Consider the following 23,979-nt stretch of genomic DNA (forward strand, 5'->3'; position numbering starts at 1 on the left):
CTTGCGCGGGCCTTTTTCGTGCCGGAGGACGGCAGGTGTTACATCGGCTGGACCTTGTCAGCCTGCAGGCCCTTCTGGCCCTGCACGACTTCAAAGCTCACACTCTGGCCTTCCTTGAGGCTCTTGAAGCCTTGGGTCTCGATGGCGCGGAAGTGCACGAACACGTCCTCGCCATTCTGGCGGCTGATGAAGCCGAAGCCCTTCGCATCATTGAACCACTTTACGGTACCGGTCTCGCGATCAGCCATCTCACTAACTCCCTTTGACTCTCTCTTGTTGTTGGAAACGCCTGGTGGGCGGCTGACAAGCAAGGGGGAAGCGAGGTGCATCGATGCAGCGGATCGGGAAGATCTTGCTTCATCAGGCCACGATCCACGGTGACCTTGCCAAGCTCAGCGACTGCAACTTAACCCGGCCAAAACGAAAAAGCAACTGGCAAAATCTTTCACTGTCAACCCCAAAACGGACTCCATACGGGACAGCATGGGACTCTCATTCATCTTGTATCTGCTAGCGGTCATTTTTGTCCTGATAGGCATCGCCGGCATCATCCTGCCGGCCCTCCCGGGCATCCCGCTGGTGTTCATTGGACTGCTGCTGGCCGCCTGGGCCGACGGCTTCGCCCACGTCGGCTGGCCCACCCTGGTCGCGCTCGGGGTACTGACCCTGCTTTCGCTGCTGGTGGACGTGCTGGCCACGGTTGTCGGCGCGCAGCGTGTCGGCGCCAGCCGCAAGGCGCTGTGGGGAACCTTCGTCGGCAGCATCGTCGGCCTGTTCTTCATGCCCATCGGCCTGTTCGCGGGACCGCTGGTCGGTGCCCTGCTCGGCGAGTACTGGCACACCCGTGAACTCGGCCGCTCAACCAAGGTCGGCCTGGCCACCTGGCTCGGCATCCTGCTTGGCCTGGCACTGAAACTGGCGGTTGTGATCGCGATGCTGGGCCTGTTCGCGTTCGCCTGGTTCTTCTGAGCCACTTGGCCTTCACGCCACGCGCACGCTGTGACCGTGCATAAACCGTGGGGCTGGCCGCGATCCGGCACAGCCGCCACACTGTGTGATTCCCGAATTCATCGAAGGGCCTGCTGCAATGACCCTCCCCACGCTGTTTCCCCGTCTGGCGCCGCTGGCGCTTGCCCTGGCCAGTGCACCGCTGGCTGCGCAGGAGTTCGCGCCTACCGCCGATGCCTCACCGGCCGCCTGCGCGGCAATTACCACCGACGCGGCCCGGCTGGCCTGCTATGACCGCCTGTTCGGGCATACCCCGGAGGCTACCGCCGCCGCTGATGCTGCCGCCGAAGCGGCTGCGCAGGCCCGCCGCGAAGAACGGCAGACCGCGCGCGTGAGCCAGGGCGAGGAAAAGCTGCGCGAGCGGGTGAGCGACCTGTTCCGCCCGGCAACGCCGGACAGCGCGCTGGCCAACGCCGGCCGCGGTTCGCTGCTGGACAGCCGCTGGGAACTGGCCGAGGACTCCAAGCTGGGGCCGTTCCAACTGCGCGCCTACAAGCCGGTGTACCTGCTGCCCGCCTTCTGGACCAGCGATCGCAACACCATGCCGCACTCGCCGAACCCGGCCAACAGCGTGACCACCCCGCAGGTACTCGACAGTGCCGAGCTGAAGTTCCAGATCAGCTTCAAGACCAAGATCGTCGAGAACCTGTTCGGCGACAACGGCGACATCTGGGCCGGCTACACCCAGAGTTCGCGCTGGCAGGCCTACAACAGCGAGGATTCGCGCCCGTTCCGCGAAACCAATTACGAGCCGGAAGTGATGATGGTGTTCCGCAACGGCTACTCGATCGGTGGCTGGCGCGGGCGCATGACCGGTATCGCGCTGAACCACCAGTCCAATGGCCGCGCCGACCCGCTGTCACGCAGCTGGAACCGGGTCATGCTCAACATCGGCCTGGACCGCGAGAACTGGGCGCTGGTGCTGCGTCCCTGGTACCGCATTCCCGAAAGCCGCAGCGAAGACAACAATCCGGACATCGAGGATTACATGGGCCGCGGCGACGCCACCCTGACCTGGAACCGCAATGGGCATGAGGTCTCGCTGATGGCGCGCCATTCACTGCGCACCGGAAGCCGTTCGCACGGTGCGCTGCAGCTGGACTACGGCTTCCCCATCAGCAACCTGCTGCGTGGCCATGTGCAGGTCTTCGACGGCTACGGCGAAAGCCTGATCGACTACAACCACAAGGCCACCTATGTGGGTGTGGGCGTGTCTCTGCTGGAGTGGTTCTGATGGACGTGACGATCTGGCACAACCCGGCCTGCAGCAACTCGCGCGGCGCACTGAAGCTGATCCGCGATGCGGGCTTCGAGCCGGTGGTGATCGACTACCTGGGCAACCCGCCGGACGCAGCCACGCTGCGCCAGGTACTGGCCGAATCCCGGCTGCACGCACAGGAACTGGTACGCAGCAAGGAGGCGCTGTTCGCCGAACTGGGCCTGGACGGCGCCGACGACGCCACGCTGCTGGCGGCGATGAGCGAACACCCCCGTTTGATCAATCGCCCCGTGGTGCGCACGGCCAAGGGCACGCGGCTGTGCCGCCCACCGGAAACAGTGCTGGAGATCCTGTAACCCGAAAAAGGGGACGGAGGGAATTAAGTCGTATGTGCACAAACGACTTAATTCCCTCCGTCCCCTTTTTTGGTTACCGCCAGTCGGTGATGCCTTCGCGGCGGTAGACCTCGGCGAACGCCGGGCGCGCCTTCATCGAGGTGGCATGCGCCTTCAGCACTGGCCAGGTGTCGCTGGGCCTGGGCATGTTGCGCGACCAGCGCATCAGCATCACCAGCATGTAGTCGACCACGCAGGGCGTGGCGCCCAGCAGGTACGGGCCGTGCGCCTGCAGGTGAGCGGCAACGTGCTGCCAGGCCGCTTCGAGCCGCTGACGCGCCCTCTCGCGGCTGGCCTCGACGTTCGCCTCGCCGGCCATTTCATGCGGATAGAACCAGGCCCGATAGGCCGGCTGCAGCGTATTGGCACACCAGAACATCCAGCGGTAGGCATCGCCACGCTGCGGCGTGCCCGGCACCGGGAGCAGGCCGGCCTCCGGGTGGCGATCGGCCAGGTACAGGGCGATGGCCGCCGCTTCGGTCAGAACCAGGCCATCGATCAACAGTGTCGGCACCACACCGGCCGGATTGAGCGCCAGGTACTGCGCCGACTTGTGCTCGCGCGCGTCGAAATCCAGCAGCACCAGTTCATGCTCGATGCCGAGCTCGATCAGCAGCCAGTGCACGACCAGCGCGGCGGTACTGGTCGAACCATACAGCGTGGTGCTCATGCGGAAGATCCTGTGCGGGTGGATCAGCCGATTATGCGCCCACGCGCGCGATCATTGCTCAGCCGCAGCTGCTCATGCAGGAATCCCGGCGCTCGCCACAGGACATCATCGGCGCGCGCATCGCGCAGTCGTGCGTCTTCAGTTCGCAGGCACGGCGCAGGTCCGGATTGTCCACGTCCTTGCAGCGCTTGTCCGGCGCCGGCACCACCTGCTGCTCGCAGTTGCTCTGGCGGCTGCCGAGGGAGTCATTCTGCGCCATGCAGCTGCGATAGCCGGCCTGGCACTGCACGCGGCATTGCGCCGATGCGGGGAAATCCGCGCCTTCGTACGACGCCGGGGTGCTGCAACCGGCCAGGGCCAGCAGCACGCCTACCACGATGAACCGATGCAGGGCCATGGACACGTCCTGTGCGAGGGTGTTCCGACCGTAGCAGAACAACCGCTACCGGAACATCAATATTTTTGCCCATACAACAACGGCGCCACAGGAGCGCCGTTGTCTGGTCCGGGATGGAAGGCTTACTCCACAACCACCGGAATCTTGCCGATGCGGGCCTGCCATTCGCGCGGGCCGGTCTTGTGCACCGATTCGCCGGTGGAATCCACCGCCACGGTCACGGGCATGTCCTGCACGGTGAACTCGTAGATCGCCTCCATGCCCAGGTCGGCGAAACCAACCACCTTGGCGGCCTTGATGGCCTTGGACACCAGGTAGGCCGATCCACCAACGGCCATCAGGTAGGCCGACTTGTGCTTCCTGATCGCCTCGATGGCGGCCGGGCCGCGCTCAGCCTTGCCGACCATGCCCAGCAGGCCGGTCTGTGCCAGTACCTGCTCGGTGAACTTGTCCATGCGGGTCGCCGTGGTCGGGCCGGCCGGGCCCACCACTTCGTCGCGCACCGGATCGACCGGGCCGACGTAATAGATGAAGCGGCCCTTCAGGTCGACCGGCAGTTCCTCGCCCTTGTTGAGCATGTCGACCATGCGCTTGTGCGCGGCATCGCGGCCGGTCAGCAGCTTGCCGTTGAGCAGCAGGGTCTGGCCCGGCTTCCAGCTGGCCACATCTTCCGGGGTGATCGTGTCCAGGTCCACGCGGGTGCCCTTGGACGCGTCATAGGTCAGCTTCGGCCAGTCTTCCAGCGACGGCGGGTCCAGCATCACCGGGCCACTACCATCCAGGGTGAAGTGCGCATGGCGGGTGGCGGCGCAGTTCGGGATCATCGCCACCGGCAGGTTGGCCGCATGGGTCGGATAGTCGTTGATCTTGATGTCCAGCACAGTGGTCAGGCCGCCCAGGCCCTGCGCGCCGATGCCCAGCGCATTGACCTTCTCATACAGCTCCAGGCGCAGCTCCTCGATGCGGTTGGAGGCACCACGGGCCTGCAGCTCGGTGATGTCGATCGGTTCCATCAGCGCCTCCTTGGCCAGCAGCATCGCCTTCTCGGCGGTGCCACCGATGCCGATGCCGAGCATGCCCGGCGGGCACCAGCCGGCGCCCATGGTCGGCACGGTCTTCAGCACCCAGTCGACGATGGAGTCGGACGGGTTGAGCATGGCGAACTTGGTCTTCGCTTCCGAACCACCGCCCTTGGCGGCAACGATGACGTCGACCTTGTTGCCCGGCACCACCTTGACGTTGACCACGCCCGGGGTGTTGTCCTTGGTATTGATCCGCTTGCCGGCCGGATCAGCCAGCACCGAGGCGCGCAGCTTGTTGTCCGGATGCATGTAGGCGCGGCGAACGCCCTCATTGGCCATGTCTTCCACGCCCATGGTGGCGTCATCCCAACGCACGTCCATGCCGATTTCCAGGAACACGGTGACGATGCCGGTGTCCTGGCAGATCGGGCGGTGGCCTTCGGCGCACATCCGCGAATTGATCAGGATCTGGGCCATCGCTTCCTTCGCGGCCGGCGACTCCTCGCGCTCGTACGCGGCGGCGAGGTTCTTGATGTAGTCGACCGGGTGGTAGTACGAGATGTACTGCAGCGCGTCGGCGATGGACTGGATGAGGTCTTCCTGCTTGATCGATGTCACGGCTTGCTCGCTTGCTCGAGGCTGGCGGGGGTAATCCGCCCATTTTACCCCCTCCCCCGGCCCCGGGGTGGTCGTGCTGGCCGCTGGCCGGCAAGATTCCCCCGACGCTCTGTCACGCCACGCGCCACTGCGGCGTCCTTGCCCACATGAACGCCGAAACCGTTTTCCAGACCCACCGCCCGCGCCTGATGGCGCTGGCCTATCGCCTGCTCGGCAGCCGCGCCGACGCCGAAGACGTGGTCCAGGACGCCTGGCTGCGCTGGTCCGGCGCCGGTCCGGCCAGCGTCCGCGACCCCGAGGCGTGGCTGGTCACCACCACCACCCGGCTCGGCCTGGACCGCCTGCGAGCGGCCAAGCGCGAGCGCGCGCACTACGTCGGCCCATGGCTGGCCGAACCGCTGGCGGTCACCCTGGAGCCGGATCCGGCGCCCGGTCCGGCCCAGCTGCACGCGCTGGCCGACGATGTGTCGGTCGCCTTCCTGACCCTGCTCGAACAGCTCGGCCCCGAAGAACGCGCCGCCTTCCTGCTGAAGGAGGCCTTTGACCACGACTACCGCGAAATCGCCGACCTGATCGGCCACAGCGAAGCCAACTGCCGGCAGCTGGTGCATCGCGCCCGGCAGCGGTTGCAGGCCGGGCGGCCGCGCTTCAACGCCGACGCCATCCAGCACCGGCAGTTGCTGACGCGCTTCATGGATGCCTCGCAGCGCGGCGACAGCGAGGCGATCCAGGCCCTGCTGCACGCCAACGCGCTGCTGGTCTCCGACGGCGGCGGCGTGGTTACCGCCGCGATCCGCCCGCTGCTGGGCGCCGAGCGCATCGGCCGCCTGTTCTGGGCCATCGCCCGCCGCGGCGCGGTGCATCCGGCGCAGCTGGGCTACGTCAACGGCGAACCGGCGATCCTGCGCTTCCACGGCGAGCGCCTGCACTCGGTCACCACCATCGAAGTGGTCGATGGCCGCATCGCCAACGTGTACAGCGTGCTGAATCCAGAAAAATTGCCGAAGGTTGTCACGCACCACAACGCTGCGGCGTCCTTGTGATGAAGGCGGCCATCGTGGCCGCCGCGGAGCCCACGATGTCCGATCACACTTCTCCCCGCGTCCCCTACACCCGCCTGGCTGCCGATGCCTTCAAGGGCCTGCTGGCCACCAGCCAGGCGGTGCATGACAGCTCGATCGATCCGACCCTGATGGAACTGGTGTTCCTGCGCGTGTCGCAGCTCAACGGCTGCGGCTACTGCATGGACATGCACGGCACGGCGCTGCGCAAGGGTGGCATCGAGCCGCGCAAGCTGGATACCCTGCCCGCCTGGCACGAAAGCCGCTTCTTCGATGCGCGCGAACGCGCAGCACTGGGCTGGGCCGAGGCGCTGACCCGCTTGACCGACGGAGCGCCGTCGCAAGCGGCGTTCGATGCACTGGAACCGCACTTCGATGCGAAGGGCATCAGTGACCTGAGCATGGGCATCGCGGTGATCAACGCCTGGAACCGCCTCGGTGCGGGGTTGCTGCCGCCACTGCCGTAACGGGGGGCTGGCCGGGATGCCGCCCGGCACCCCAGAGGCAACAACCAGAGCAACATCAAAAGCCGGCGCTACTGTGGGTTGGCGGGGTGGGTCCACGCCACGCGTGGATGCGGGAGGGTCGGATCCCTTCGCTTCGCGAAGGGCTCTGACCCGATCCAGGCTGGTGGGGTCAGATCCCTTTGCGTGGCAAAGGGATCTGACGCCGGTGCCGGCCACACGGCTGCACTGACCCCCTCTGCACGTAGCAGGCGCGCACAATACGCGCATGCCTGCTCCCCCCACCGCTGGCGCTGCCGCCGCGAAGAAACCCAGCCTGCGCCAGCGCTTCAGGGCGATGCGCAATCTGCCCCCTTTCCTGCGCATGGTCTGGAAGACCAGTCCGGCGCTCACCCTGGCCAGCCTGGGGCTGCGCCTGATCCGTGCCCTGCTGCCGGTGGCGATGCTGTACGTCGGCAAGTTGATCATCGACAGCGCCCTGCACCTGAGCCAGCACGATGCCGGCTTCCCGCCGCTGGGCGAGGCGCTGTCCAGCGGCCTGCTCAATCCACTGCTGGGCCTGCTGGCACTGGAATTCGGCCTGGCCATCGCCTCGGACCTGCTCGGCCGGCTGGTCAGCTACGCCGACGCTCTGCTTTCCGAACTGTTCGCCAACGCCACCAGCATCCGCCTGATGGAACACGCCGCGACGTTGGACCTGGAGGATTTCGAAGACCCGGACCTGCAGGACAAGCTGGACCGTGCGCGGCGCCAGACCATGGGCCGGATGAACCTGATGAGCCAGCTGTTCGGCCAGGTGCAGGACGCGATCACCGTGGCCAGCCTCGCCGTCGGCCTGCTGGTCTACGCGCCGTGGCTGATCCTGCTGCTGGCGCTGGCACTGGTGCCGGCCTTCATCGGCGAATCGCACTTCAACGCGGCCGGCTACAGCCTCAACTTCCAGTGGACGCCCGAGCGCCGCCAGCTCGACTACCTGCGCCAGCTGGGCGCCAGCGTGGAAACGGCCAAGGAAGTGAAGATCTACAACCTGCACCGCTTCCTGGTGGAGCGCTACCGGCGCCTGTCGGTGGCATTGTTCCAGGCCAACCGCGCCCTGGCACGGCGCCGCGCGTTCTGGGGCACGCTGCTGGCTGCGCTGGGCACGCTGGGGTATTACACCGCCTACGCCTACATCGCATGGCGCACGGTGCGCGGGGACTTCTCGATCGGCGACCTGACCTTCCTCGCCGGCAGCTTCCTGCGCCTGCGCCAGCTGCTGGAAGGCCTGCTGATCGGCTTCTCGCAGGTGGCCAGCCAGGCGCTGTACCTGGATGACCTGTTCTCGTTCTTCCAGATCCAGCCGGAAATCCACTCGCGCGATGGGGCCGTGCGCGTGCCGCAACCGATCCGCCAGGGCTTCGTATTCGAGAACGTCGGCTTCCGCTACCCCGATGCCGAACAGTGGGCGGTGCGCCATCTGGATTTCCAGCTGCACGCCGGCGAAGTGCTGGCCCTGGTCGGCGAGAACGGCGCCGGCAAGACTACCCTGGTGAAGCTGCTGGCGCGGCTGTACGAACCGGACGAAGGCCGCATCCTGCTCGATGGCCGCGACCTGCGCGATTACGACCTGGATGACCTGCGCGCCAACCTCGGGGTGATCTTCCAGGACTTCGTGCGCTACAACCTCAGCGCCGGCGAGAACATCGGCGTCGGCCAGGTCGAGGCGATGGACGACCAGGCACGCATCGCTGACGCGGCGCGACGCGGCATGGCCGAGGAAGTCATCGACGACCTGCCCGGCGGCTACGACCAGCAGATCGGCCGCCGCTTCAAACAGGGCGTGGACCTGTCCGGTGGCCAATGGCAGAAGATCGCCATTGCCCGCGCATGGATGCGCAATGCGCAGGTGATGATCCTGGATGAGCCAACGGCAGCGCTGGATGCCCGCAGTGAGTTCGAGGTGTTCCAGCGGTTCAGGGAACTGGCGGATAATCGCACCGCAGTACTGATTTCCCACCGCTTTTCCTCGGTACGCATGGCCGATCGCATCCTGGTGCTGGCCGATGGCCGGATCGAGGCCAGCGGCACCCATGCGCAGCTGATGGCGCAGGGCGGCCGCTATGCAGAGCTGTTCGAGCTGCAGGCGGCGGGTTACCGCTGAGAACGCCTCTCGTTCCGCCCAATGAGAACTTGTCTCATTTGAGATAGAATCACCCCCGACGACTTTCGATAGATACGCCCATGTCCTCCGCTTTCGGCGCCGAAACGGTGCTTGAGGTCCGCCACTGGACCGATGCCTACTTCAGCTTCACCACCACCCGCGACAGCGGTTTCCGCTTCGAGAACGGCCAGTTCGTGATGATCGGCCTGGAAACCGAGGCGCGACCGCTGCTGCGCGCCTATTCCATTGCCAGTGCCAACTGGGAAGAACAGCTGGAGTTCTTCAGCATCAAGGTGCAGGACGGACCGCTGACCTCGCGCCTGCAGCACATCAAGCCGGGCGACAAGGTACTGGTCGGCAAGAAGCCCACCGGCACCCTGCTGATCAGCGACCTGCATCCCGGCAGGAACCTGTACCTGCTGGGCACCGGCACCGGCCTGGCGCCGTGGCTGTCGGTCATCAAGGACCCGGAAACCTACGAGCGCTTCGAGAAGGTGATCCTGTGCCACGGCGTGCGCTACGAGAAGGACCTGGCCTATCGCGATTACTTCGAGAAGGAACTGCGTGAGCACGAGTTCCTCGGCGAGATGATCGGCGACAAGCTGCTGTACTACCCGGCCGTCACCCGCGAGCCGTTCGCCAACCAGGGCCGCCTGACCTCGCTGATGGAAAGCGGCGAGATGCAGCGCACCCTCGGCCTGCCGGAACTGAGCCCGGAAAACGACCGCGCGATGATCTGCGGCAGCCCGCAGATGCTGGCCGACCTTCGCACCGTGCTCGATGCCCGGGGTTTCCAGGTTTCGCCGCGCATCGGCCAACCGGGCCACTACGTGTTCGAACGCGCGTTCGTCGAGAAATAACCCATCGCATCTGTAGAGCCGAGCCCGCGCTCGGCTGCTTTTCCGGCTGACTTCGAGGGCGCGCGCTGCGCGCAAGCCGAGCGTGGGCTCGGCTCTACAGCAGCGCTTCGATCGCGCTGCGCAACTGCTCCGGCCGGGTGGTGGGCGCATGCCGCGACACCACCTGCCCCTGGCGATCGACCAGGAACTTGCTGAAATTCCACTTGATGCGGGCACTGCCGAGCAGGCCACGCTTTTCGTGCGTCATCCAGGCCCACAACGGATCAGCGCCCTCGCCGTTGACCTCGATCTTCTCCGACAGCGGAAAGCTGACCGGATAGTCCAGCGAACAGAACTGGCGGATCTGCGCCGCGTCCCCCGGCTCCTGCGCGCCGAACTGGTTGCACGGGAAGCCGATCACCACCAGGCCGCGTTCGCGGTAGTCCTGCCACAGCTGTTCCAGCCCGGTGTACTGCGGGGTGAACCCACAGCGGCTGGCGACGTTCACCAGCAGCAACGGGTGGCCCTGATAACGGGCCAGCGCCTGTGGATGGCCGTCGAGGTCACGGAAGCTGAAATCGTAGGCGGTGGTCATGGTGGCGGGCCGAGGGCGGTGAATGCATGGTACCCGCGCCCGGAGCCGGCAACATGCCTTTTGACACAAGTGCGGGCGCCGCCGGCCGGGTTACCCTCGGGCCCTTGTTTGCCTTACCGGAGTTCCTGCCTTGACCACCCGCCTTGCCCTTGCCGTGGCCATGTCCCTCGGCCTTGCCCTGCCCGCCTTCTCGGCCAGCGCCGTCACCCCGGCTGCCAGCACCCATGCCCAGCAGGCCAATCCGTTCTTCGCCGAAAGCCCGCTGCCCCTGCATTATCCGCAGTTCGACAGGATCAAGGACAGCGACTTCGCCCCGGCCTTCGACGCCGGCATGGCGCAGCAGCTGAAGGAAGTGGAGGCCATCGCCAACAACAAGGCCAAGCCGACCTTCGACAACACCATCATCGCCCTGGAAAAGAGCGGTGACATCCTCGACCGTGCGACCACCGTGTTCTTCAGCCTGGTCGGTGCCGATACCAATGACACCCGCAAGAAGTTGCAGGCCGACTACTCGGCGAAGTTCGCCGCGCACAGCGATGCGATCGCGCTGAACGGCAAGCTGTTCGCCCGCATCCAGGCGCTGTACGACACCCGCGGCCAGCTGGGCCTGGACGCCGAAGGCGTACGCCTGGTCGAGAAGTACTACGACAACTACGTGCGCGCCGGTGCCAAGCTGTCCGAGGCCGACAAGGCCAAGCTGAAGGAGATGAACGCCGAGCTGGCCAACCTGGGCACCAGGTTCAGCCAGAACGTGCAGTCGGAAGTGAACGCTTCGGCGATCACCGTCGACGACGTCAAGGAGCTGGACGGCCTGTCCAAGGAGCAGATCGCCGCCGCCGCCGAAGCTGCCAAGGCCCGCGGCCAGGACGGCAAGTACGTGATCACCCTGCTCAACACCACCGGCCAGCCGCCGCTGACCAACCTGGCCAACCGCGCCCTGCGCCAGAAGATCTACGAAGCGTCGGTCAGCCGTGGCAGCCGTGGCGGTGAGTTCGACAACACCGCGCTGGTCTCGCGCATCATGCAGCTGCGTGCCGACAAGGCCAAGCTGATGGGCTTCCCGAACTTCGCGGCCTACAACCTGACCAACCAGACCGCCAAGACCCCCGAAGCGGTCAACGCGATGCTGGGCAAGCTGGCTCCGGCCGCCGTGGCCAACGCCAAGCGCGAAGCTGCCGACCTGCAGGCGATGATCGACCAGGAACAGAAGGCGGCCGGCAAGCCGACGTTCAAGCTGGAACCGTGGGACTGGGCCTTCTACAGCGAGAAGGTGCGCCAGGCCAAGTACAACTTCGACGAGTCGCAGCTGAAGCCGTACTTCGAAATGAAGAACGTGCTGGAGAACGGCGTGTTCCATGCCGCCAACCTGGAATTCGGCCTGACCTTCAAGCAGCGCACCGACCTGCCGGTCTATCACGATGACGTCACCGTCTACGACGTGTTCGATGCCGACGGCAGCCAGCTGGCGATCTTCATCTTCGACCCGTATGCACGCGCCTCCAAGCGCGGTGGTGCGTGGATGAACTCCTACGTCTCGCAGTCCAAGCTGACCGGCTTCAAGCCGGTGGTCGCCAACCACCTGAACATCCCGAAGCCGCCGGCCGGCCAGCCGACCCTGCTGACCTGGGATGAGGTGAACACCACCTTCCACGAGTTCGGCCACGCCCTGCACGGCATGTTCTCCAACGTGAAGTACCCGTACTTCTCGGGCACCTCGGTGCCGCGTGACTTCGTCGAGTTCCCCTCGCAGGTCAACGAGATGTGGGCTGACAACCCGGTCATCCTGAAGAACTACGCCAAGCACTACCAGAACGGTTCGGCGATGCCGCAGGCGCTGCTGGACAAGGTGCTGGCGGCGGCCAAGTTCAACCAGGGCTTTGCCACCACCGAGTACCTGGGTGCAGCCATGCTTGATCAGCGCTGGCACCAGATCGGCGCCGACCAGGTGCCGGCGGCCAAGGACGTGATGGCCTTCGAGCGCGCCGCGCTGGAGAAGGACGGCATCTACTACGCGCCGGTTCCGCCGCGCTACAAGACCCCGTACTTCAGCCACATCATGGGTGGCTACTCGGCCGGCTACTACGCCTACATCTGGTCGGAAGTGCTCGACGCCAACACCCAGAAGTGGTTCAAGGACAACGGCGGCCTGAGCCGCAAGAACGGCGACCACTTCCGCGCCACCCTGCTGTCCAAGGGCGGCAGCGTCGACGCGATGCAGCTGTTCCGCGATTTCGCCGGCCACGAGCCGCAGATCGAACCGCTGCTGGAAAAGCGTGGCCTGACCGGCGCCGGCAACTGATCGCCTGCGCGCTAGCGTGAAACGAAAGCCGCCCGGGAGACCGGGCGGTTTTTTTGTTGTGGTTGGGGTCAGAGCCCTTTTCTGTGAAAAGGGATCTGACCCCGGGGTCTCCGACCCCGCGCTGGCTTCATCGTGGCGCCACGTATCCGCCCGGCACGCCTTCCGGCGATAGCACCAGCTGCCACAGCTGCGCGTGCCGGCAGCGGAAGGTGGCCATCGACCCGGCCAGGTAGAAGCGCCACATGCGGCGGAAGTGCTCGTCATAGCGCGCATCCAGCCGTGGCCACGCTGCTTCCACGTTGCGCCGCCATGCCTGCAGGGTCAGGTCGTAGTCGGTGCCGAAGTTGTGCCAGTCTTCCAGCACGAAACGGCCTTCGAACGCCCGGGTGATCTGCGCCGCCGACGGCAGCATCGAGTTGGGAAAGATGTAGCGCGCGATCCACGGATCGGTGCGATGCCGGGAGATGTTGGTGCCGATGGTGTGCAACAGCAGCAGGCCGCGCGGCGACAGGCAACGCTTGGCCACCTCGAAGAAGCCCGCGTAGTTCTTGTCACCGACGTGCTCGAACATGCCGATCGAGAAAATCGCATCGAACGGTTCGTCCAGCTCGCGGTAGTCCTGCAATCGGATCTCGATCGGCAGACCCGCGCACAGGTTCCGCGCGAACTCGGCCTGCTCCTGCGAAATCGTCACGCCGACGCCACTCACACCGTAGCGCTCAGCGGCGAACTTCAGGGCTTCGCCCCAGCCACAGCCGATGTCCAGCACACGCTGACCCGGGCGCAGCCCCAGCTTTCGGCAGACCAGGTCGAGCTTGGCTTCCTGTGCGGCGTCGAGATCATCGGCGTTGCGCCAATAGCCACAGCTGTAGACCAGGCGCTGGCCGAGCATGGCCTGGTAAAGATCGTTGCCCAGGTCGTAATGACGGCGCCCGACCTCGTAGCTGCCCTGCCCCGCCTGCAGGTTGAACAGGCGCGCCTTCAGCGCATCGGCCACTTCGCGCCAGCCGTGCACCCGTTCATCCAGGTGCGCCTGCATCAGGTGGACGAGGAATTCATCCAGGACGTTCGCATCCCACCACCCTTCCATGTAGCTCTCGCCCAGGCCGAGCGAGCCTTGGCCCATGACCCGCGCGAAGAAGCGCGGGTCATGCACCTGGATGTCCTGTGGCTGGGTACCGCCGATGCGGACCCCGGCTTCGTGGAGCAGGCCGGCGACCCGCTCCTGCAACCCTGTATCCACGTCACCTCCTCGACTGCGGTCAACCGCGTGCGAACAGCTCCACGTAGTCCTTGGCCACGTGCGGCAACAGCACCGCCGCCGGTACATCGGCGGTCTGGGTGCCGTCCGAGTATGGACCCACCTGGTACGGAGGGAAAACAAAGCGCAGCGCGGTGATCTGCCCCTTGTCGTCGGTCAGTGGCTGGAACTGGCTGAAATTGTCGGCCTGCGGGCCAGTACCGTCGGCGATCATGCGCGATGCGTTGCGCAGCGATTCCTGCAGCTGGGCCGGGTCCATGTCCTCGCCGCTGAGCCGCGTGGCCACGCGTTCGCGCAGCTGGTCGGCGACGAACTCACTGATCACCTTCCAGCCCTTGGCATCGGCCACCAGCTTGTCGGCGCTGAGCATCTGCTGCTGCGCCGGCAGCCACACGAAGCGCGCCACCAGCGGTTCGCCATGGGCGCCACCGGTATAGCGGCTGCCATCGGCACTGACCACCACCAGCTGCGGCGTTTCCAGCAGCTTCTCGAAGCTCAGCGACAGCTCGTAGGGCATGGTCGGCTTGTCGTTGCCAAGCCCGTCCAGCGCCTGCTGCAGGTCGCTGCGTGCGCTGGTGGCATAGTCCTGCAGCGCGCGCGCCAGGCCGGGGTAGCGGTCGATACCCGCCGGGTAGCTGATGCCCACCACCTCACGCTCGTTGTTCTCGATCACGTCGCGCAGGTCCAGCGGCGCTTCCGTGGCCGGCGTCTCGCCGGCGGCGGTGGCTTCGGCGGCGGGCGCCGCGGCGGGCGCCGGTGCCGGCTCGCTTTCACGCTGGCAACCGGCCAGCAACAGCACGCCCACCACGCCGGCCAGCACGCTGCCGTGCAATGGCCGGTTGTTTCCAATCTTCATCGGGATCCCCTGTTCATGTTTGTACATCATCGCCTGCCATGGCTGAAGCGTGGCCCGCTGGCACTCAGCCAACGAGCAGGTCGTGGTACTCCTCGTGCCGCTGCAGGAAAGCCTCGGCGTAGGAACATGCCGGCACCACCTTGTACTTCTGCTCGCGGGCGAAACGCAGTGCCACGCGGGTCAGCTCACCGGCGATGCCACGGCCGGCGATCGGCTCGGGCACCTCGGTGTGGGTGATCACCATGCGCTTGCGCTTGATCTGGTAGTCCAGCACCGCCAGCTGTCCTCGCACACGGGCGGTGAAGCGGTGGTTGGCCAGGTCGTGTTCGACCTCGTAGGCCAGACCGGGGGGCGTGACCGAAGCCATGGAACTGTCTCCTGCGGCGACTGCGTGGATGGTGCGCAGCCGGGCGCCATGATCGCGTGAAGCCTGAACAGGGGCAAGTCCAGTCCATTCACGTCAGTTTTCGCCCTCAAGCTGGAGGCGGGCCGGCCGCTATCGCCTATGGAGGGGTACGGCCAGGCTGGCACGACCCTTGCGACCGTTGACCATGCGCACCACCGTGGAGGCTCCCATGCACGCCAGCAATTCCCATTCCGATACCGACCGCGCCCTGCTGGAGGGCCTGCTGCAACTGGCGGTGGAAGGGCAGACCGAGGATCAGGATTTCCAGCGCATCGGCGAGGAAGTGTTCGCCCGCCTGCTGGATACCTACGGCCACACGACCCAGGCCTGAAACCGGATACGCCGGGGCCGGATCCACAGGATCCGACCCCGGCACGCTTCAGCCGCCCAGGCGGAAGGTCGGGTTGGAGAGTTCGCGCAGGAAGTGGTTGAAGATGCTCGGCTGCATGGCCAGCATGAAGATCACGCCAAACGCCGCACCTGCCAGGTGCGCGCTGTGGTTGATGCGGTCGCCGCCGCGCTTGTCCATCCAGATGCTGTAGCCGACGTAGAACGCGGCATAGATGATCGCCGGTGCCGGGATGAAGAACACCAGGATGATCGACCACGGCTTGATCAGGATGAAGGCGAACAGCACCGCCGACACCGCACCGGATGCCCCGAGGCTGAGGTAGTTCGGATTCTTCTGGTTCTTCAGGTAGCTGGGCAGGATCGAGACCAGCAGCGCGCCGATGTAGAACGCCGGGTAGGTCAGGTAGCTGCCGGTCAGCTGCACCATCACACTCTCGATGAATCCCCCGAAGAAGAACAGGGTGATCATGTTGAAGATCAGGTGCGACCAGTCGGCGTGGATGAAGCCATAGGTCACCAGCCGGTCGTACTGGCGATGGCGGTCGACGGCCGGCGGCCACAGGATCAGGCGATCGGCCAGCTTGCGATTGTTGAACGCCATCCACGACAGGATGGCGGTGATGGCGATCAACAGCAGATTGACAGGGGTCATGTCAGGCTCAGGCGCTACGGTAGTTGTCGACCATACGATAGCGTTTCGCGTACCAACCGAAGGCCAACGCCGCGACGAAGGCGAAACCGGCGAAGAAGAACATCAGGAACGCCGCTTCGCTCAGGCCCGTACTGGCAATCCTGTGGGTCACGGCATCGTTGCGCACGGCAGCGTTCGACAGCAGCACCCACAGGTTGCCGATGGTGGTGGTCAGGTTCCAGAAGCTCATCACCACGCCCTTCATCGCCTGCGGCGCCTGGCTGTAGGCGAACTCCAGGCCGGTGGCCGAGACCAGCACCTCACCGAAGGTCAGCAGCGCATACGGCAGCATCTGCCAGAAGATCGACATGGCATTGCCGCCGTCCATCACCACCTGGATGCCGCCGACCACGATCCAGGCCAGGCCGCTGAAGGCGATGCCGGCGGTCATGCGGCGCAGCGCGGTCGGCTCAAAGCCGAAGCGGCGCAGGGCCGGGTACAGCACCAGGTTGTTGAACGGAATCAGGATCATCACCAGCAGCGGGTTCAGCGCCTGCATCTGCGAGGCGGTGAACCAGCTCGGCATCTGCATCTGCTGGCCCTGCAGGACCCAGGTCGAGGCCTTCTGGTCGAACAGCGAGAAGAACGGCGTGGTCAGCGCGAAGATCACCAGCACGCGCAGCACCGAGCGCACGCCTTCCACGGCTTCGGCCGGATGCTGGCCGCGGGCGCGATCGAGCTGCAGCCAGGTGCCACCGCCGATGCCCGCCAGGATCGACACCAGCGCCAGGCACAGGCAGATCACGATGCCCAGCGAGCCGACCAGGCCGAACGAGGCCGCCGCCAGCGCCAGGCCGAGCGCGGCGATCACCAGGCCCGGACGGCCCTGGCCGGCCACGCGCGTGGTCAGCGCGGTACGCACCACGTTGGCGAACGAATGCGGATCCTTCGGCGGCAGCGGCACCAGCACGTAGCGCTTGCGGCCCAGCCAGAACACGAAGGTAGCAATGAACATCAGGATGCCCGGGATACCGAACGCCCACTGCGGACCCCAGTTCTTCAGTGCCAGCGGGATCAGCAGCGAGGCGAACAGCGAGCCGAAGTTGATGATCCAGTAGAAGGCGTCGAAGACGATCTTGGCCAGGTGCTTGTTGCTCTGGTCGAACTGGTCGCCCATGAACGAGGCCACCAGCGGCTTGATGCCACCGGCACCCAGCGCGATCAGGCCCAGGCCGAGGAAGAAGCCCTCGCGGCTGTTCTCGAACAGCGCCAGGCACAGGTGGCCGGCGCAGTAGACCAGGCTGAACCAGAGGATGGTGTGGTATTTGCCGAAGAACCTGTCGGCCAGCCAGCCACCGAGCAGCGGGAAGAAATACACGCCGATCATGAAGCTGTGCATGATGTCCTTGGCTTCACCGGCACGGCCTTCCGCAGTGATTTCCTGCAGCAGCAGCGAGGTGATCAGGAACTGCACCAGGATGTTGCGCATCCCGTAGAAACTGAACCGTTCGCAGGCCTCATTGCCGATGATGTACGGAATCTGGCGCGGCATCTTTCCTTGGCCGGCGATGGGGGCGACTGCGTCGTGGCTCATCCTGTAAGGCATTCCTGCAAAGCGAAAGGCGCAAGGTTACCGGAACCGGGGCTTGCGAAGCACGCTGCAGGGCTGCATGACAACGGTGCCAATCCATGGCAGGCAGTGCAGGCCCTGCCGGAAGTCACGGCACCTGCACGACAAAAGCGTAAACTTATCGTTATGTGCCCCCTCGCCCCCGCCCGCCTCCTGCTCAGCTGCCTTGCGCTGTTGCTGGCATTGCAGGCGCAGGCACGACCACAGGCGCCGGCCGCCGTTGCCAGTGAGAGCGAACCTCGGCAGCTGACGGTCGCCGCGCTGGAGCTGCCCAGCCGCGATGACGCGCAATGGAAGCAGCGCCGCGAGCAGGTCGCACAACTGCTGACTGACCTGCAGCCGGACGTGATCTCGGTGCAGCAGGTGCTGCAGCAGCAAGGCCGCAACCCGGCCTGCTGGCTGGCCAGCCGGCTGCGCTACAGCTGCGACTTCGTCACCGCCGACCCACCCAGCCAGCCACTGCGCCATGGCAATGCCATGCTTACCCGGCTGCCGGTGAGCGAGGACGGCGTGACCCTGCTGCATCCTCCCGGCACCTTCAGTGCGGCCGGCATGATGCGGCTGAAGCTGGGCGAGGCGCTGGTCAACATCTATGTGGCGCGGCTGCGCCCGGACCCGGACGAGGCCACTGCCCGCCAACACCAGACCAGCGACCTGATGACCTGGATCGGCGCCACCGCCGAAGGCATGCCCAGCCTGATCGCGGGCGACTTTTCGGCCAGCACGGTGGAGCTGGTGCGGAGCACGCCCGGCTTCCAGCCGGCACGGCGCAATCCCGGCGGCCGCCCCGAGCCGCCTGCGGCCAGTGGCGGCGGCGCCAGTGGCCACGGCTTGGACGTGCTGTTCCAGGTCAAGCACTTCGGCGGCATCCGCCAGCAGCCGATCCTGCTGCCCGCCGACGGCGACCTGCCCGGACTGCGCCTGGGCGTGTTGGCAACCCTGCGCCTGCAGGACGCTACGGCCACGGCGGAATAGGTCGTGCCGGGATCCTGCAACAGAAAAGGCCGGGGTCTCCCCCGGCCTTTCCACTCATCCCGTCACCGCGATCAGGCGATCGCTTCCTGGTAACGGCGCTCGACTTCATTCCAGTCGATGACGTTGAAGAACGCGCCGATGTATTCCGGGCGGCGGTTCTGGTACTTCAGGTAGTACGCGTGTTCCCACACGTCCAGGCCGAGGATGGGGGTGTTGCCTTCCATCAGCGGGCTGTCCTGGTTGCCGGTGCTCTCGACCACCACCTTCTTGTCCGGGGTCACGCTCAGCCACGCCCAGCCGCTGCCGAAACGGGTCAGCGCCGCCTTGGTGAAGGCATCCTTGAACTTGTCGAAACCGCCCAGGTCCTTGTCGATGGCCTTGGCCACGTCACCCACCGGGTTGCCACCTGCGTTCGGGGCCATCACGGTCCAGAACAGCGAGTGGTTGGCATGGCCACCACCGTTGTTGCGAACCGGACCCTGCAGGTTCTCCGGCAACGACTTGAGCTTCTTCACCAGCTCTTCGACCGGCAGGTCAGCGTATTCGGTGCCTTCCAGCGCCGCGTTGACGTTGTTGATGTAGGTCTGGTGATGCTTGGTGTGATGGATTTCCATCGTCGCCGCATCGATATGCGGCTCCAGCGCGTCGTAGGCGTAGGACAGCTTGGGCAGGGTGTAGGCCATGATGCATCTCCTGATTGCGAGGGCACCCGACGATGTCGGGCGGTGCGCCGTGAATGATGGGGACAGACCCGCAGATTACCAAGGGGGATGTAAAGGAAATTGCGTCCTGCCAGTGAGCACGACGGCAATTGTTACGCAGCAGTGACGCGGCGCCCTCCTCATGCGCCATGCAGCGCGCAGGCGCTACAGTGCGTGTACCACCCTCGCCCGCCCCTGCCCATGCGCAACCCCCGGCTGCTGATCACCGCCATCGCCCTGCTGCTGCTCGGCCTGGTCGCCAACCATTTCCTGCAGCGGCCGCCGGCGCCACAGTTCGCACCGGACCTGCAGGGAACACCGACCGCACGGGCCCCTGCCACGGCCACGCCCGGACGGGACAACGGCCTGCCCGCGTTCCTGCCCACCGAAGCACGCCAGACCATTGCCCTGATCCAGCGAGGCGGTCCATTCCCGCACCGCCAGGACGGCACCACCTTCGGCAACCGCGAGCAGCAGCTGCCGCAACGTCCGCGTGGCTACTACCGCGAGTACACCGTCGACACCCCCGGTGCACGCACGCGTGGCACGCGCCGCATCGTCACCGGCGGCGATCCGCCGGAGGCGTGGTACTACACCGACGACCACTACGAATCGTTCCGCAGCTTCACCGTACCGGCCCAGGGAGCGCAGTGATGAGCCACGATGATTTCGGCCTCGGCCTGCATGACATCAACAATGCCGGCGTCTATGCCATCGACAGCGATGACATCGGCGCACTGGCCGCAGCGATGCGCGATGCCAGCCTCAAGGTGATCCGCATCGATCTGGAGGGCGTGACGGACAAGCGCACCCTCCTCGCCCGGCTCGCCGCGCAACTGGATTTCCCGGCCGGTTTCGGCGGCAACTGGGATGCACTGTCGGACAACCTGCGTGATCTGCAATGGCTGCCGGCCAACGGCTACGCGCTGTTCCTGTGCGATGTGGACGCGCTGCGCGCCGCCGCACAGAGGGACTTCGACACCCTGCTGGACGTGATGGATGAAGCCAGCCGCGATTGGGTCGGCCGCGACGTCCCGTTCTGGGTGTTCCTGTCGCAGAGCGCGTAAGGGCAACGCCCTGATAGAGGCTGACCTTGGTCGGCATGGGCGTGCCCCCCATGGATCATCCACGCATGGCGTGGATCTACCCGGCGCAGCTGGATGCACAGTAGATCCACGCCATGCGTGGATGCGCCGTCCTAGCGGCTCCCGTTGTCTTCCTGCAGTTCCTTCTTGAACGGGATGTCCGGCGGTGGTCGTGCCACGGCCGGCTGGTCCTGCATGTTGGGGTTGGTCAGGCCGCAGCCGCCACCGGCCTGCAGGATCGAAATGACGCAGGAGATCTTCGAGTTGGTGCCCGGCAACGGAATCTCCATCGCCTTGACGCCCTTGCGCACCCATTCGGCCAGCAGCGATTCCTGTGGCACCCAGTACTTGTCGAACGACGTCGGCGTGTAGTCGTACGGCGGACGTTTCAGCCATGTGCCCGATTGCGCGATGCGCTCCTTGCTCCAGCCGTCGTTGGCGCCACCGGGCGCACCGCGCTCGGCATGGCCATCGCCGTCCTGGCCTGGCACGCGCACGCTGCCATCGGCATTGAACAGGCCATTGCCCTTGCCGGCACTGCTGGCCTGGCGGGCGCCACTGCTGGCACCGTCACGGTTACGGCTGGAGGAACCCCAGTCGTCGCCCTTGGCAGGCGTGGCCCAGTTGCCTGGATTGGGCGCCGGGCGCGCTCCGGCGTTTGCCGGTGTGCTGCCGGAGGCCGACGGACGCGTGCTGCTGCTCGTCTGCGCCGCGCTGCCTTGCGCCGCAGCCGCAGGCGTCACGGAGGCACTGCCACTGGAGGATGCCGGTGCCGCCGCCGGTGCCGGGGCCACTTCACGCTCCCGCACCTGTACATCACGACCGGTGGGCGCGCGTACGGCGGGCTCACGCCCGGCCACCGCCGCCATCCGCACCTGCGGATCGGCCACGGCCTGCACTTCACGTTCACGCACCTGCACGTCCTGCTGTGGCACGCGCACCTGCATTTCAGGGCTGCGCAGCGGTTTGGGCGCGACGGGCGCTTCGACGATGCTGACTTCGCGTTCGCGCACCTGGATGTCACGCACCTGCGGCGTGCGCACGGCCAGTTCCGGGCTGCGCATCTGGCTTGGCGTCGGCGGCGCCTGCACCGGCTGCACGCTGCGCTCGCGCACAGCGGGCGTGCTGTCACGTGGTACGACGCTGACTTCGGTTCGCGGCACGCTGACCGGCGGCACCACGAAATCCGTGCTGGCCTGCGCCACCTCGGTGGCCTGGACCGGTGAAGGCGGCGGCGCGGCAACCGGCGCCGGCTCGGCTTCGGCTGGCGGAGGAGGAACACTGGCGGTCGGCGCGGATGCAGGGGAAGATGCGGCGGCTTCGGCAGCCGCCGGACGCGGGGCAGGAGCTGTGGCGGCGTCCGCCTGCTGCCCCGTCGCAACCCGACCTGCCGCAGCGGCCGCAGCGACTTCGGCGCCGGGCTGATCACCCCCGCCTTCCTGGGTCGCGCGGCCGACGAACTCCACCTGCACGCGCTCGCCCTCGGCGCCCTCTTCGTCTGGCGCAGTGGTGCGGATCACCGCCACCCACAGCAGCAGCATGAAGAACAGCAGGTGCAGCAGTGCGCTGATCAGCGCCGAGGTCCAGCGCATCCAGCGCTGGTCGCGCGGCGCAGCGTCCCAGTCCTGCCAGAACAGACGGCGCAACGCCTGCCACGGTGACAACTGCGGCGATTGGCCTGGCCGGCCGGGCAGCGGACGCGGCAGCAATACCGCAATCACTTCGCTGGCATGCAACGGCCGCGGCAGCGGCCCCAGCGAGCGCAGCCACAACGCCCAGCCATAAGGCAGGCGCGTGGTCTTCTCAAGGACGGCGCGGGGCTGCTGGCGCGCCAGCAGCAGATCGATGAGTTGCTCGGCCCGGGTCAGAGGCACGCGTCAGCGATCAGGCGACGTTGTCGCGCGGGATGTACGGCGCGTGGCCGCTGTCGTGGTCGGTCGCGTCGCGCACGGCGGTCACGCCCGGCACGCGGCCCATCAGGGTCTTTTCGATGCCCTGCTTGAGCGTCACGTCGGCCATGCCGCAGCCCTGGCAGCCACCACCGAAGCGCAGCAGCACCACGCCGTCGGCCGAGACTTCCTGCACGGCCACCTTGCCGCCATGCGAGGCCAGCTGCGGATTGACTTCGTTCTCCACCACCCAGTGCACGCGCTCGACCAGCGAGGCCGCATCACCGGGCGCTTCACCCTTGATGCGCGGCGCCTTGATGGTCAGCTGCTGGGCACCGGCGGTGCCGGCGACGATGTCGATCTCGGCACCGTCGAGCCAGCCAACGCTGCCGGCATCGACATAGAGGGTGAAGCCATCGCAGTCCACCGCCCACTCGTCGCCCAGCAGGTCGGCGGGTTCGGCGAATTCCAGCCGGGCGTCGGCGCGCGGGGTACCGGGGTCGACCGCGCTCAGGCGCACGCCCATGCCAGGCACGCCCTCGCGTTCGATCAGCTTGCGGAAATGGGTCTGGGCAGTGTCGGAGATCTGGATCATCAGGCTATTCTAGCCAAGTAAGCGTCAGCCGCTCATTCGGTTTATACACCGTCCGGCGCATTGTTCAGTCAACACGAGGTGGAGATTCCCATGGCCGACCTGATTCCACTGGCCCAGGCCCGTTGCGTGCCACGCAAAGGCAGCGACCACAAGCTCGGCGAAGCCCGCCTGGCCGAACTGCTGCCGCAGGTTCCCGGCTGGGAACTGAGCGAGGGCGGGCAGGCCCTGACGCGCACCTTCCGCTTCAAGGATTACTACGCCACCATGGCCTTCGTGAACGCGCTGGCCTGGATTGCCCATCGCGAGGACCACCATCCGGACCTGGGCGTGCACTACGACCGCGCGGTCGTGCGCTTTTCTACCCACGACGTGGGCGGTCTGAGCGAGAACGACTTCATCTGCGCGGCAAAGACTTCGGCCCTGACGGAGCAACTGCCATGAACGTACGCTTGCTGAGCCTGTCCCTGATCGCTGCGACCGGCCTGGCCGGCTGCGGCTCGTCCGAACCGCCGGCACCACCGCCGCCACCGCCGACCGAAGTCGCAGCGGTGAAGACGCCGCCGCCGCAGTACCCGCTTGAACTGGCCTGCATGGGCGTGGGCGGCACCAGTACGTTCAAGGTGACCATCGGCACCGACGGCAAGCCGAGCGAGGTCGCCCTGCTGACTGGCGCGGGCAACCCGCAGCTGGACGAACTGGCCAAAACCGCCGTGCAGGGCTGGCAGTTCAAGGCCGCGACACGCAATGGCCAGCCGGTGCCGGCCACCATCCAGGTGCCGGTCAGCTTCAACCCGCCGCAGCCGAAGCCGGACCAGTGCTTCGCCATTGAAGAGCGCCTGCGTCGCGGCGGCTGATCGCACGCACCCGACGAG

Annotated in this window: 27 protein-coding genes; 14 read left to right on the forward strand and 13 right to left on the reverse strand. The window is 66.3% G+C overall.

Annotated elements, in window-relative coordinates; genetic code table 11:
- Positions 1–38 precede the first annotated feature (38 nt).
- The gene (locus ACZ75I_RS12770) at positions 39–248 is read right to left on the reverse strand and encodes a cold-shock protein (RefSeq protein WP_005417546.1); all 210 of its coding nucleotides are present in this window, start codon (positions 246–248) and stop codon (positions 39–41) included.
- Positions 249–483: 235 nt separating this feature from the next.
- On the opposite strand from ACZ75I_RS12770, the gene ACZ75I_RS12775 reads away from it, so the two are divergent.
- The 3 genes from ACZ75I_RS12775 (at position 484) to arsC (ending at position 2,583) form a co-directional block, all read left to right on the forward strand.
- The gene (locus ACZ75I_RS12775; RefSeq protein ID WP_032958895.1) at positions 484–969 is read left to right on the forward strand and encodes a DUF456 domain-containing protein; all 486 of its coding nucleotides are present in this window, start codon (positions 484–486) and stop codon (positions 967–969) included.
- A gap of 118 nt (positions 970–1,087) precedes the next feature.
- Positions 1,088–2,242 (forward strand): phospholipase A, encoded by a 1,155-nt coding sequence (locus tag ACZ75I_RS12780; protein WP_061477987.1) that lies wholly within the window; start codon positions 1,088–1,090, stop codon positions 2,240–2,242.
- Positions 2,242–2,583 carry an arsenate reductase (glutaredoxin) gene (arsC, locus tag ACZ75I_RS12785; RefSeq protein WP_061477988.1) on the forward strand — a complete coding sequence of 114 codons (342 nt, stop codon included), beginning with the start codon at positions 2,242–2,244 and terminating at the stop codon, positions 2,581–2,583. The genes ACZ75I_RS12780 and arsC overlap by 1 nt, the downstream gene beginning before the upstream one ends.
- Positions 2,584–2,656: 73 nt before the next feature.
- On the opposite strand, the gene ACZ75I_RS12790 is transcribed toward arsC, so the two are convergent.
- From ACZ75I_RS12790 to ACZ75I_RS12800, 3 genes are all read right to left on the reverse strand, one after another.
- Positions 2,657–3,292, reverse strand: a complete 636-nt coding sequence (locus tag ACZ75I_RS12790; protein ID WP_061477989.1) for a glutathione S-transferase family protein — start codon at positions 3,290–3,292, stop codon at positions 2,657–2,659.
- 58 nt (positions 3,293–3,350) lie between these two features.
- A complete protein-coding gene (locus ACZ75I_RS12795) occupies positions 3,351–3,689 on the reverse strand; it encodes a hypothetical protein (RefSeq protein WP_005417563.1) in 339 nt (112 codons plus the stop codon).
- A 122-nt stretch (positions 3,690–3,811) separates the two neighbouring features.
- A complete protein-coding gene (locus ACZ75I_RS12800) occupies positions 3,812–5,329 on the reverse strand; it encodes a fumarate hydratase (protein ID WP_005417564.1) in 1,518 nt (505 codons plus the stop codon).
- Positions 5,330–5,475: 146 nt separating this feature from the next.
- On the opposite strand from ACZ75I_RS12800, the gene ACZ75I_RS12805 reads away from it, so the two are divergent.
- From ACZ75I_RS12805 to ACZ75I_RS12820, 4 genes are all read left to right on the forward strand, one after another.
- A complete protein-coding gene (locus ACZ75I_RS12805; protein ID WP_346476888.1) occupies positions 5,476–6,372 on the forward strand; it encodes an RNA polymerase sigma-70 factor in 897 nt (298 codons plus the stop codon).
- A gap of 35 nt (positions 6,373–6,407) precedes the next feature.
- Complete coding sequence (locus tag ACZ75I_RS12810) at positions 6,408–6,857, forward strand: carboxymuconolactone decarboxylase family protein (protein WP_180870990.1); 450 nt, start codon at positions 6,408–6,410, stop codon at positions 6,855–6,857.
- A gap of 265 nt (positions 6,858–7,122) precedes the next feature.
- The gene (locus tag ACZ75I_RS12815) at positions 7,123–8,994 is read left to right on the forward strand and encodes an ABC transporter ATP-binding protein (protein ID WP_180870987.1); all 1,872 of its coding nucleotides are present in this window, start codon (positions 7,123–7,125) and stop codon (positions 8,992–8,994) included.
- Positions 8,995–9,074: 80 nt separating this feature from the next.
- Positions 9,075–9,854 carry a ferredoxin--NADP reductase gene (locus ACZ75I_RS12820; RefSeq protein WP_154351108.1) on the forward strand — a complete coding sequence of 260 codons (780 nt, stop codon included), beginning with the start codon at positions 9,075–9,077 and terminating at the stop codon, positions 9,852–9,854.
- A 94-nt stretch (positions 9,855–9,948) separates the two neighbouring features.
- Here ACZ75I_RS12820 and ACZ75I_RS12825 read toward each other — a convergent pair whose 3' ends face one another.
- On the reverse strand, positions 9,949–10,428 hold the full coding sequence (locus tag ACZ75I_RS12825) for a glutathione peroxidase (RefSeq protein ID WP_252745093.1): 480 nt from the start codon (positions 10,426–10,428) through the stop codon (positions 9,949–9,951).
- A 130-nt stretch (positions 10,429–10,558) separates the two neighbouring features.
- Here ACZ75I_RS12825 and ACZ75I_RS12830 point away from each other — a divergent pair, with 130 nt between their 5' ends.
- On the forward strand, positions 10,559–12,727 hold the full coding sequence (locus ACZ75I_RS12830) for a M3 family metallopeptidase (protein ID WP_346476889.1): 2,169 nt from the start codon (positions 10,559–10,561) through the stop codon (positions 12,725–12,727).
- Positions 12,728–12,854: 127 nt separating this feature from the next.
- Here the strand turns inward: ACZ75I_RS12830 and cfa are convergent, their stop codons facing one another.
- The 3 genes from cfa to ACZ75I_RS12845 are packed head-to-tail and all read right to left on the reverse strand — an operon-like array spanning position 12,855 to position 15,211.
- Complete coding sequence (gene cfa, locus ACZ75I_RS12835) at positions 12,855–13,970, reverse strand: cyclopropane fatty acyl phospholipid synthase (protein WP_329866804.1); 1,116 nt, start codon at positions 13,968–13,970, stop codon at positions 12,855–12,857.
- 19 nt (positions 13,971–13,989) lie between these two features.
- Positions 13,990–14,871: a DUF3298 and DUF4163 domain-containing protein gene (locus ACZ75I_RS12840; RefSeq protein ID WP_154351112.1), complete on the reverse strand. Its 882-nt coding sequence runs from the start codon at positions 14,869–14,871 to the stop codon at positions 13,990–13,992.
- 37 nt (positions 14,872–14,908) lie between these two features.
- Positions 14,909–15,211, reverse strand: a complete 303-nt coding sequence (locus ACZ75I_RS12845) for a GNAT family N-acetyltransferase (RefSeq protein WP_005417588.1) — start codon at positions 15,209–15,211, stop codon at positions 14,909–14,911.
- A 208-nt stretch (positions 15,212–15,419) separates the two neighbouring features.
- Here ACZ75I_RS12845 and ACZ75I_RS12850 point away from each other — a divergent pair, with 208 nt between their 5' ends.
- Positions 15,420–15,581, forward strand: coding sequence for a hypothetical protein (locus ACZ75I_RS12850; protein WP_180883853.1), 162 nt, complete (start codon positions 15,420–15,422; stop codon positions 15,579–15,581).
- A 48-nt stretch (positions 15,582–15,629) separates the two neighbouring features.
- Here the strand turns inward: ACZ75I_RS12850 and ACZ75I_RS12855 are convergent, their stop codons facing one another.
- Together ACZ75I_RS12855 and ACZ75I_RS12860 are read right to left on the reverse strand one after the other, a co-directional pair.
- Positions 15,630–16,253, reverse strand: coding sequence for a rhomboid family intramembrane serine protease (locus ACZ75I_RS12855; RefSeq protein ID WP_005417591.1), 624 nt, complete (start codon positions 16,251–16,253; stop codon positions 15,630–15,632).
- 7 nt (positions 16,254–16,260) lie between these two features.
- Complete coding sequence (locus tag ACZ75I_RS12860; RefSeq protein ID WP_346476890.1) at positions 16,261–17,826, reverse strand: POT-type proton-dependent oligopeptide transporter; 1,566 nt, start codon at positions 17,824–17,826, stop codon at positions 16,261–16,263.
- A gap of 162 nt (positions 17,827–17,988) precedes the next feature.
- On the opposite strand from ACZ75I_RS12860, the gene ACZ75I_RS12865 reads away from it, so the two are divergent.
- The gene (locus ACZ75I_RS12865; protein WP_061477999.1) at positions 17,989–18,837 is read left to right on the forward strand and encodes an endonuclease/exonuclease/phosphatase family protein; all 849 of its coding nucleotides are present in this window, start codon (positions 17,989–17,991) and stop codon (positions 18,835–18,837) included.
- 71 nt (positions 18,838–18,908) lie between these two features.
- Here ACZ75I_RS12865 and ACZ75I_RS12870 read toward each other — a convergent pair whose 3' ends face one another.
- A complete protein-coding gene (locus ACZ75I_RS12870; protein WP_005410310.1) occupies positions 18,909–19,520 on the reverse strand; it encodes a superoxide dismutase in 612 nt (203 codons plus the stop codon).
- Positions 19,521–19,739: 219 nt separating this feature from the next.
- Here ACZ75I_RS12870 and ACZ75I_RS12875 point away from each other — a divergent pair, with 219 nt between their 5' ends.
- Together ACZ75I_RS12875 and ACZ75I_RS12880 are read left to right on the forward strand one after the other, a co-directional pair.
- Positions 19,740–20,192, forward strand: a complete 453-nt coding sequence (locus tag ACZ75I_RS12875; RefSeq protein WP_061478000.1) for a guanyl-specific ribonuclease — start codon at positions 19,740–19,742, stop codon at positions 20,190–20,192.
- The gene (locus ACZ75I_RS12880; protein ID WP_061478001.1) at positions 20,192–20,605 is read left to right on the forward strand and encodes a barstar family protein; all 414 of its coding nucleotides are present in this window, start codon (positions 20,192–20,194) and stop codon (positions 20,603–20,605) included. The genes ACZ75I_RS12875 and ACZ75I_RS12880 overlap by 1 nt, the downstream gene beginning before the upstream one ends.
- Positions 20,606–20,736: 131 nt before the next feature.
- On the opposite strand, the gene ACZ75I_RS12885 is transcribed toward ACZ75I_RS12880, so the two are convergent.
- Both ACZ75I_RS12885 and ACZ75I_RS12890 read right to left on the reverse strand, forming a co-directional pair.
- Positions 20,737–22,497 carry a hypothetical protein gene (locus ACZ75I_RS12885; RefSeq protein ID WP_061478002.1) on the reverse strand — a complete coding sequence of 587 codons (1,761 nt, stop codon included), beginning with the start codon at positions 22,495–22,497 and terminating at the stop codon, positions 20,737–20,739.
- 10 nt (positions 22,498–22,507) lie between these two features.
- On the reverse strand, positions 22,508–23,107 hold the full coding sequence (locus ACZ75I_RS12890) for an NfuA family Fe-S biogenesis protein (RefSeq protein WP_061478003.1): 600 nt from the start codon (positions 23,105–23,107) through the stop codon (positions 22,508–22,510).
- A gap of 90 nt (positions 23,108–23,197) precedes the next feature.
- Between ACZ75I_RS12890 and ACZ75I_RS12895 the strand changes: the two genes are divergently transcribed.
- Positions 23,198–23,548, forward strand: coding sequence for a 4a-hydroxytetrahydrobiopterin dehydratase (locus ACZ75I_RS12895; protein ID WP_021203009.1), 351 nt, complete (start codon positions 23,198–23,200; stop codon positions 23,546–23,548).
- Positions 23,545–23,961 carry an energy transducer TonB gene (locus ACZ75I_RS12900; protein ID WP_005417613.1) on the forward strand — a complete coding sequence of 139 codons (417 nt, stop codon included), beginning with the start codon at positions 23,545–23,547 and terminating at the stop codon, positions 23,959–23,961. The genes ACZ75I_RS12895 and ACZ75I_RS12900 overlap by 4 nt, the downstream gene beginning before the upstream one ends.
- Positions 23,962–23,979 lie beyond the last annotated feature (18 nt).

This window comes from Stenotrophomonas sp. X (assembly GCF_055721025.1).